The organism is Shewanella sp. T24-MNA-CIBAN-0130, from assembly GCF_040310185.1.
GTDB classification, from domain to species: Bacteria; Pseudomonadota; Gammaproteobacteria; order Enterobacterales; family Shewanellaceae; genus Shewanella; species Shewanella psychromarinicola.
Map to the genome: position 1 here is coordinate 1 of NZ_JBEOPP010000250.1, position 283 is coordinate 283.

The 283-nt window shown below is 46.3% G+C and carries 1 protein-coding gene; it reads left to right on the forward strand.

All coding sequences use genetic code 11. The annotated features are described in order from the left end of the window. A partial coding sequence (locus AAEZ02_RS22270) for an alanine racemase (RefSeq protein WP_351125188.1) occupies positions 1-251 on the forward strand: 251 nt, incomplete at its 5' end. Positions 252-283 lie beyond the last annotated feature (32 nt).

The following is a 283-nucleotide window of genomic DNA, read 5'->3' on the forward strand; positions in this document are numbered from 1 at the left end:
CGTTAGCACTTACTATCGCCTCTTTGAGCAATCTTAAGCTGCGCGGATTAATGGCTATCCCAACCGCGACTGATGACGTACAACTTCAACAACAAGAATTTAGCCAATTAAAGCAACTTTTTGACCAACTTAAGCAGCAATATCCTAGCGTCGACACCTTATCAATGGGTATGAGCGGCGACATGGACATCGCCATCGCCAACGGATCAACCATGGTACGCATTGGCAGTGCGTTCTTTGGTGAAAGATAAAATCAACAGCCTAGAACGCTTCGCTGCTAGGT